The sequence below is a fragment of the Tabrizicola sp. genome (assembly GCF_031377265.1).
Taxonomy (GTDB): Bacteria; Pseudomonadota; Alphaproteobacteria; order Rhodobacterales; family Rhodobacteraceae; genus JAUYQR01.
The window spans coordinates 1-8,933 of the sequence record NZ_JANMET010000341.1; the positions used below are offsets into that span (position 1 = coordinate 1).

The following is an 8,933-nucleotide window of genomic DNA, read 5'->3' on the forward strand; positions in this document are numbered from 1 at the left end:
CTGCGAACGCGGACTGGATGTATCGCCCACACATGAATTGTTGATCGAAGAATCGGTGATCGGGTGGAAAGAATTCGAAATGGAAGTAGTGCGCGACAAAAACGACAACTGCATCATCATCTGTTCCATCGAAAATCTCGACCCGATGGGCGTGCATACCGGCGATTCGATCACCGTGGCGCCGGCGCAAACGCTAACCGACAAGGAATACCAGATCATGCGCGACGCCTCGATCGCGGTGCTCCGCGAGATCGGCGTCGAGACCGGCGGCTCCAACGTGCAGTTCGCCATCAACCCCGATGACGGCCGCATGATCGTCATCGAGATGAACCCGCGCGTCTCGCGCTCCTCGGCCCTGGCGTCGAAAGCCACCGGCTTCCCCATCGCCAAGATCGCCGCCATGCGGCCATCGGCGGGGTTGATCGCCCATTGCACGTTGGAGCCGCCGGTTTCCACCCCGATCTCGCGCAGGACGGCGATGGAGCCGTTGCGCATGATCTGGTATTCCTTGTCGGTCAGCGTCAGGGCCGGGGCGACGGTGATGCTGTCGCCGGTATGGACGCCCATCGGATCGACGTTTTCGATGGCGCAGACGATAATGGCGTTGTCAGCGCTGTCGCGGACCACCTCCATCTCGAATTCTTTCCAGCCGAGCAGCGACTCGTCCACCAGAACCTGCGCCACGGGTGACGCCTCCAACCCGGATTTGACGATGGCCTCGTAATCATCACGGTTGTAGGCCACGCGGCCGCCGGTGCCGCCGAGGGTGAAGGCGGGGCGGATGATCGCGGGCAGGCCGACGTATTCGATGGCGGCAATCGCTTCGGCCACGCCAGCGGCGATGTCGTACTTGCCGGATGGCAGTTTCGGGGCGGCGATGATCGTGGCCTTGGGGTTTTCCAGACCGATGCGGTCCATTGCCTCACGGAACAGCTTGCGGTCTTCGGCCATCTCAATGGCTTCGCGCTTGGCGCCGATCAGTTCCACGCCGAATTTCTCCAGCACGCCCATGTCGGCCAGCGCCAGCGAAGTGTTCAGCCCGGTCTGCCCGCCCATCGTTGGCAGCAGCGCGTCAGGGCGTTCCTTTTCGATGATCTTGGCGACGACTTCCGGCGTGATCGGCTCGATATAGGTGGCGTCGGCGAGGCCGGGGTCGGTCATGATGGTGGCGGGGTTGGAGTTTACCAGAATGACCCGGTAGCCTTCCTCGCGCAGGGCCTTGCAGGCTTGCGCACCGGAGTAGTCAAACTCGCACGCCTGCCCGATGACGATGGGACCCGCGCCGATGATCATGATCGACTTGATATCGGTCCGCTTCGGCATGTCAGCCCCCACCTATTGCGCAAAACTTCGCGGGTTATAGTCAGCGCGTGCCGGGGCGCAAGGGGCGAAAGCGCCTAAATCCGGATGCCCCAGCGCGCGGCCACCCAAAGCATCAGCAGATAGAGCAGAATTGTCAGGGCCAAGCCAAGGCCGAGCGAGAGCCAGAAGCCGTAGCCCGCGCGCAACAGCATCGGGATCAACAGGAACATCGGAATCGAGGGGACGATGTACCACAGCGTGGCACCCACATGATCGGCCATACGTGCCGGATCATGGGTGTCGCGCCATAGCCAGATCATCGACAGAACCGAGACGAGGGGCAGCGAGACGATCAAAGCGCCCAGACCGGCATTGCGGCGCGCAACTTCGGAGGCGAGGGCGATCAGCACGCCAGAGATGGCAGCCTTCAACAACAGATAGCCCATGTCCCGATCCCCTGTCAGCCGTGCACCGCGATTGTGGCCCAACCGGGCGGCGATAGCTACCAGATCAGAATGAGGGGGGTGGCTTTGCGCAATGACCGGTCAAACCCGATTTCGCCCAACGGTCTGACGCCCGCGGCCTGATCTTGCACCGCCACCGTGGCGCGGTGACTGCGCACCTTATGAATGATCGCATCATAGCTGAGCGTAACAGGGAACAGGGTCTGATCGGTTGCCAGAGGTGCGGTCAGATCGACGGTAAGCAAGGCGTCAGTGCCGGCATCGTCACGCACGCCGAGATGGAGGTGGGCGGCGATGATCTGCATCCGCAAGGGCGGACTGACCGGCGGGGGTGAGGGTCAGATCAAGGCTGTCTGCATCACGCGTAAAGGTCATCATGGTGCCGGGCAGGGGGGGGGTGCGCTGGCAGGTGCGAGGGCCATTGTGACCCCCGGAACAGAGGTGGCCGCGAGGGCGCGGATCATTCGGTGTTGCCGCCGTAATCGCTGATCTTGTCGCGCCAGACCGAATGGGGGTGATTGCCCGCAGCGCCGGTGGATTTGTTCGACTGCATCGAAAACTCCAGCCAGAGTGAGGGGCCGTCAATGCGGACATAATCGTTCTCGGTATCCAGGGCCGTCGTGCCCGAAAAGCCGATAGAGGTCTGTGGCAGTTCGGCGGTGTATTTGGCCATGATGGTTGCGGCTTCACCGCCGCTGATGTCGCCCGCGTAGGTCTCGATCGCGGCGAGGACGAGGGCCTGCTGGTCTGGCGACAGATCGGCCACGCTGATGCCGTCGTGTGTCGTGGGGATTGCGTCGGCGTTCAGCACCTCTTCCAGCTCATCATAGCCTTCGTGGGCGGCGATGCCGGTGGCCTCTTGCAAGATGGCTTTGACCAGTCCGCGCTGGTCTTCGGTAAACTCGCCCAGCAGGGCGCCGGGCCGGTCGGGATAGCCGCCTGCGGGCAGGTTGCTCCACTTCCTGGCCGCGGCGACGCTGTAGTCGAGTTGCAGGTTCGCGAGGACTTCGGCGGAGACGCCTGATTTCAACAGATCAATCAGGCAGATCAGACGGGCGGGGCCGGGATCGGTGCCACAGGTGGCCGAGGTGTCAGGAACGGGCGTGGCGCCAAGGTTGATGTTGGTGCTGGGCAGGCGCGACATGTCGCCAGCGCCGCCAGTGAGTTGCGAAAAGGCGGCGTGTCCGGCACCGATTGCAACGATGGCCGCAGCCGCAGATCCAATGGCTTTGCTGCGATTCATTCGGTGACCTTTTTGATGCACGGCCGTGTAGGCACCATGGCATAACGCTGGGCGAAAGGGTTTCCGTCGGTGAAATCTTGGCGTGTGGTGGCGACATTTGCCTGGCGCCCGGATGCAAATGGAAAGGGCCGGGGTTTCCCCCGGCCCTTTGCGTTTTCAGTAGTAATGTCAGCCCTTTTCGCCAACCGCAGCCTCGGCCGCGGCGATCACTGCCTTGCGGGCAGCGATGCGTTCGCCGGTTGGCGGGCCTTCGAAGCGGCGGTTTTCAACCGTCACCCAGAGGATCAGCGCCAGGGCGATGAAGCCCAGCACCACCCAAAGAACACGCTCGTTCGGCGGGGCCACAGCGATGAACAGGATCACGCCCATGCCGACGACGGCAAGCACGGTGACCAGCTTGTAGACGCCGACCGACATTGCCCACGGGCCGGGGTTCGGCCATTTGGCGGTGCCATAAGCGAACAGTCCGGCCACCAGCGGCACGGTGAAGCTGAGGAACAGGAAGACCAGCGTGGAGTTCACCACGATGACGTAGATCGAGGTGCCTGCCACCTTGATCGACATGGCCAGCACCACATAGAGGATCGCCAGCACCGTCGATGTCCAGATCGCGTTCACCGGCGTGCGGTATTTTGGCGACACCGAGGCCAGCGCCTTGGACGCAACCGGCATGCCATCATCGCGCGAGAACGCAAACAGCATGCGGCTGGCCGAGGTGACGGTAGCAAGGCCGCACAGGAACTGTGCAATCAGGATGCCAACGTAGATCGCGACCTTGAGCCCGGCGGGCAGGACGGCATCCATCGTGGCAAAGAACATGCCCCAGCCTTGACCGGCGGCAGTGGCCATGTCCGGGATCGCCAGCGTGATGGCGCAGATCATGATCCAGCCGATCAGCGACGACCAGAACACGGCGGTGATGATGCCCTTTGGCACCGACATTGCGGCGTTCTTGGTTTCCTCGGACGTGTGGGCCGAGGCGTCGTAGCCGGTGATCGTGTAGACCGGCAGCAGCAGGCAGAGGAGGAACAGGTAGGAAATGTTGTCAGACTGCGGGAAGACGTTGCCGCCCGCTTCGCCCGAGTAGTTGGTGAAGGTCCAGAGCCGCGAGATATCAATCGCCGGGGCGAAGTACAGGCAGGCCAGCACCAGCACGGCGGTGGTCAAAAAGATGATGTATCCCGAGATGTCGGTCAGCAGCGTGGTGATCTTGATGCCAAGATGGTTGAACAGCGCCTGCACGATGGTGATCGCGGCGACGAAGGTCACGACCTGCATGTCGGTGCCGGTAAAGCCGAACATGCCGCCAAAGGTCCCCGCGAAAAAATACGCCGTGCCGATGTTGATGGCGCCGAGCACGGTGATCAGGCCCAGCAGGTTGAGCCAGGCGGTCAGCCAGCCCCAGAAGCGGTTTCCAAGGATGGACGCCCAGTGATAAAGCCCCCCTGCGGTTGGGAAGGCGGAGGCAATCTGCGCCATGGCCAGTGCGAACATGCCTGACAGAATGCAGCCCACGATCCAGCCGATGCCGGCACCAGCGCCGCCCACCGACGAGATGGCCTGCGCGAAGGAGTTGATCCCCCCGGACAGGATGCAGATGATCGAAAATGAAATCGCGAAGTTCGAAAACTTCGACATCGAGCGCGACAGTTCCTGGGCATAGCCCATGCCATGCAGGATTTTTACATCCTCATGTTTGTCCTTGTCTGAATAGTCGGATGACATGTGTTCCCTCGTTTCTGTTGGCAATTCTTCTGATTGTTGGGCAGCGAGTGTCACTCCTCGCTACCATGCCCTATCAAACCAGAATCCACATATGGTGCAAGCGACATCTTCATTTGCGCAACTGTGGGGTGTTGTGGCGATGAATTTTGTGCGCGACCGTCGCAAATCGCTGTTGAAGCGGGCCGGAATTGTCTGGATGGGCGGACAAATCCGCTTAGGTTGCAGCAACGGCAATCGGCAGGCAAAGGAAGCGGCGCGTGATTTTGTGCGAACATGGACCCGGTGGCGCGCCTGCGTTGTTTGACCACGCGCAGGCCGTAGTGGTGGCGCAGCGTCCCGCCGACGTGGCCCGCGCCTTCGCCCGAACCGAGGCGTTGCGCCGCAAGGGTCACTGGATCGCGGGCTACGTGGCCTATGAGGCGGGCTATGCGCTGGAACCGCGTCTGGCACCGCTGATGCCGCGCCGCAGGTCGGGCCCGCTGGTGGCGTTCGGGGCCTTTGCCGGGCCACAACCCGCGGGGCCGGTGCTGGAGCGGGCGGCAACCGAAGGCCGCGACACGCGCATGTCGGCACCGGAGCCGGCGATCACGCGAGCGGCTTATGATGCGGCGGTGGCAAAGGTGCTGGCCTGGATCGCTTCGGGCGATTGCTATCAGGTGAACCTGACCTTTCCGATGGTGGCGCAGCTGGTTTCGGGCACGCCGCTTGGCCTTTATGGGGCGTTCCGGCGGACGGGGCCGGTTGGGCACGGGGCGTTTGTCGATCTGGGGATGGGACCGGTTCTTGTGTCACGCTCTCCGGAGCTGTTCTTCCGGCTGGAGCCTGGCGGACGGATCGTGACCCGCCCGATGAAGGGCACCGCCCCCCGCGATGCAGACCCTGCACGCGATGCCGCCATCGCGGCGGCGCTGCATGCTTCGGTCAAGGACCGGGCCGAAAACCTGATGATCGTCGACCTGCTGCGCAACGATATCTCGCGGCTGGCAAAGGTCGGAACCGTGAAGGTGCCCGCCCTGTTCGCGATGGAGACGTATTCGACCGTGCATCAGATGACCTCGACCATCGAAGGCGAGCTGGCGGAGCCGCCAAGCCTGCCCGCGCTGATGGCGGCCCTGTTTCCCTGCGGGTCGGTCACCGGTGCACCGAAAATCCGCGCGATGGAAATCATCCGCGCGGTGGAGCCGGCGGCGCGCGGAGTGTATTGCGGTGCGATTGGCTGGATGTCGCCCGAGGGGGAGGCGGATTTCTCGGTCGCGATCCGGACCCTGTCGGTCAGTGGGCGGCAGATCGTGATGAATGTCGGCGGCGGTGTGGTGCATGGGTCCACCGCGCAAGGGGAATGGGAGGAGGCGTTGTGGAAAGCGCGCTTCGTGAAGGCGGCCGTTCGGGCGTAAGGCTGATCGAGACGATGCTCTGGGATGGCGCGGGGTTTCCGCGCAGGGCCCTGCATATGGCGCGGCTGGGGCGTGGGGCAGACGCGCTGGGCTGGGCTGCATCTGCGCCGGATCTGGCGGATGTGCGCCCCGACGGCCCGGCGCGGGTGCGGCTGACGCTGGGGGCCGCGGGCGATGTGGTGGTCGAGGTTGCACCATTGCCTGCGGCAAAGGCACAGTGGCGCGTCGGACTGGCATCGGCGCGGCTGGCGTCGGGCGACCCTTGGCTGACTGTCAAATCGACCCGGCGCGCCGCCTATGACGCGGCGCGCGCGGCTTTGCCCCAAGGATTGGATGAAGTCGTCTTTGCCAACGAACGCGGCGAGGTTTGTGACGGTACCATCACCACACTGTTCTTTGATCGGGGACAGGGCATGCGTACCCCGCCCTTGTCCTGCGGCGTGTTGCCTGGCGTGTTGCGCGCCGAGATCGCCTGCCCCGAAGAGGTGCTGATGGCCGAAGACCTGCCGCGGGTGCGGCTTTGGGTCGGCAATGCGCTGCGGGGCCTGATCCCCGGTTTCATCTGTCTCTAAATATCCCCGCCGGAGGCTTCTGTCCCCGCCACAGGGAGCCTCCGGCGGGGATATTTAGCGACAGATGAATGGGAGCCGGGCTTGACTTGGCCTGCCGGGCGGGGTGTATCGGCGCGATACTGTCAAAGCCCTCGGAAGGGGACCAAGAATGCACGCCTACCGTAGCCATACCTGCGCCGACCTGAACCGCGCCCATGTGGATCAGGAGGTCCGGCTGTCGGGCTGGGTGCACCGGGTGCGCGATCATGGCGGTGTGCTGTTCATCGACCTGCGCGACCATTACGGGATCACCCAGGTAATTGCCGACAGCGACAGCCCGGCCTTTGCCGACCTGAACAAGGTGCGCGCCGAATGGGTGGTGCGGATCGACGGCCGGGTCAAAGGGCGTGACGCGTCGTTGGTGAACCCCAAGCTGCCGACGGGCGAGATCGAGGTTTATGCTGTTGGCGTGACGGTGCTGGGCGCGTCGGAAGAGCTGCCGATGCCGGTGTTCGGCGATCTGGAATACCCCGAGGAGACGCGGCTGACCTACCGTTTCCTCGACCTGCGGCGGGAAAAGCTGCATGCCAACATGATGCTGCGCTCGAACGTGGTGCGCAGTATCCGCAACCGGATGTGGGATCAGGGGTTCACCGAGTTCCAGACGCCGATCATCACCGCTTCCAGCCCCGAAGGCGCGCGGGATTTTCTGGTGCCAAGCCGCCTGCATCCGGGCAAGTTCTACGCCCTGCCGCAGGCGCCGCAGCAGTTCAAGCAGCTGATCATGGTGGCGGGGTTTGACCGCTATTTCCAGATCGCGCCCTGCTTCCGGGATGAAGACCCGAGGGCGGACCGCTCGCCCACCGATTTCTACCAGCTTGATATCGAGATGAGTTTTGTGGAGCAGGAGGATGTCTTTGCCGCTGTGCAGCCGGTGGTGCAGGGGATTTTCGAAGAGTTCGCGCCAGGCAAGAAGGTCTATTCGGACTGGACCAAGATCGCCTACCGCGACAGCCTGAAGTGGTACGGCAGCGACAAGCCCGACCTGCGCAACCCGATCCGGATGCAGGACGTGAGCGAGCATTTCGCGGGGTCGGGGTTTGCGATCTTCGCCAAGCTGCTGGAGCAAGACGGTAATGAGGTCCGCGCCATTCCCGCACCGAAGGGGCCGTCGGGCGAACCCGTGGGGCGGAAATTCTGCGACCGGATGAACGCGTTTGCCCAGAAGGAAGGGCTGCCGGGGATGGGCTATATCTTCTGGCGCGCGAAAGAAGGCATGCGTGTGCTGCCAGAAGAGGAGCTCAACCGGTTCGCAGAGAAGATGGCGACTGCCTGGCAGACGGGCAGGGAAGCATACGAGGCGTGGTTGGACGATTACCGGAGAAGAAGCGGCTGTTCATTCATTCCGTCGGATTCGGTAGTTGAAGAAGTATCAAGGCTCTTCCTGACAGGCAGACTCTCAGAAGGTGAAGCCCGGTTCAAGATTTACATGGGACACGTCGAGGCTGCTGGCCCGCTAGCGAAGAATATCGGCCCTGAGTTGACTGAGGCAATTCGAAATCAACTCCGCCTTGAAATGGGTGACGCCGCGTTCTTCCTTGGCGGCAAGCCGGAGACGTTCGAGGCCATCGCCGGGCGGGCGCGCAACGAAATCGGGCGGGAGTTGGGGCTGACCGAACAGAACTGCTTCAAGTTCGCCTGGATCGTCGATTTCCCGATGTATGAGAAAACCGACGAGGGCGCGATTGATTTCAGCCACAACCCCTTTTCGATGCCGCAAGGTGGGCTTGAGGCGCTGAACGGTGACCCGCTCAACGTCTATGCCTACCAGTACGACCTTGCCTGCAACGGCTATGAGCTCATCTCGGGCGGCATCCGCAACCACAAGCCGGAGATCATGTACAAGGCCTTTGAACTGGCCGGATACCCGAACTCCGAGGTGGACAAGCGCTTTGGCGGGATGGTCAAGGCGTTCAAATACGGCGCGCCGCCTCACGGCGGTTGTGCGGCGGGGATCGACCGGATCGTGATGCTGCTGGCCGATGAGCCTAACATCCGCGAGGTGATCATGTTCCCGATGAACCAGCGGGCGGAAGACATGCTGATGAACGCGCCATCGGAGGCGACGTCGAAGCAGCTGCGCGAGTTGAACCTGCGCGTGGTGGCGAAGGACAGCTGATGTATCACGCCTCGGTTCCCGTCTTTCGCCACTATCTGACCCGGATGTCCGGGATGGTGGAGCGGGCGGGGCGCG

Annotated in this window: 7 protein-coding genes and 2 pseudogenes; 4 read left to right on the top strand and 5 right to left on the bottom strand. The window is 63.0% G+C overall.

Translation table 11 applies throughout. From position 1 onward, the window contains the following. Positions 1–79: 79 nt before the first annotated feature. A pseudogene (locus tag RMO18_RS18315) lies at positions 80–340 on the top strand (hypothetical protein); the annotation flags it as partial. Between the two features lie 50 nt (positions 341–390). Here RMO18_RS18315 and RMO18_RS18320 read toward each other — a convergent pair. The 5 genes and pseudogenes from RMO18_RS18320 to RMO18_RS18340 all read right to left on the bottom strand — a co-directional run. Next, positions 391–1,323: pseudogene (locus RMO18_RS18320) on the bottom strand (carbamoyl phosphate synthase large subunit); the annotation flags it as partial. Between the two features lie 74 nt (positions 1,324–1,397). Further along, entirely contained in the window at positions 1,398–1,748 is a 351-nt protein-coding gene (locus RMO18_RS18325) for a DUF3147 family protein (RefSeq protein ID WP_309667868.1), read from the bottom strand. A gap of 56 nt (positions 1,749–1,804) precedes the next feature. Then, entirely contained in the window at positions 1,805–2,071 is a 267-nt protein-coding gene (locus RMO18_RS18330) for a hypothetical protein (protein WP_309667870.1), read from the bottom strand. 155 nt (positions 2,072–2,226) lie between these two features. After that, positions 2,227–3,009 carry a DUF3500 domain-containing protein gene (locus RMO18_RS18335; protein ID WP_309667872.1) on the bottom strand — a complete coding sequence of 261 codons (783 nt, stop codon included), beginning with the start codon at positions 3,007–3,009 and terminating at the stop codon, positions 2,227–2,229. 168 nt (positions 3,010–3,177) lie between these two features. Beyond that, on the bottom strand, positions 3,178–4,734 hold the full coding sequence (locus RMO18_RS18340) for an amino acid permease (RefSeq protein WP_309667873.1): 1,557 nt from the start codon (positions 4,732–4,734) through the stop codon (positions 3,178–3,180). Between the two features lie 257 nt (positions 4,735–4,991). On the opposite strand from RMO18_RS18340, the gene RMO18_RS18345 reads away from it, so the two are divergent. The 3 genes from RMO18_RS18345 (at position 4,992) to aspS (ending at position 8,858) form a co-directional block, all read left to right on the top strand. Further along, on the top strand, positions 4,992–6,128 hold the full coding sequence (locus RMO18_RS18345; protein WP_309667874.1) for an aminodeoxychorismate synthase component I: 1,137 nt from the start codon (positions 4,992–4,994) through the stop codon (positions 6,126–6,128). Continuing rightward, positions 6,089–6,700, top strand: coding sequence for an aminotransferase class IV (locus tag RMO18_RS18350; protein ID WP_405054108.1), 612 nt, complete (start codon positions 6,089–6,091; stop codon positions 6,698–6,700). Before RMO18_RS18345 ends, RMO18_RS18350 begins: the two co-directional genes overlap by 40 nt. 148 nt (positions 6,701–6,848) lie before the next feature. Further along, positions 6,849–8,858 (top strand): aspartate--tRNA ligase, encoded by a 2,010-nt coding sequence (gene aspS / locus RMO18_RS18355; RefSeq protein ID WP_309667877.1) that lies wholly within the window; start codon positions 6,849–6,851, stop codon positions 8,856–8,858. Positions 8,859–8,933 lie beyond the last annotated feature (75 nt).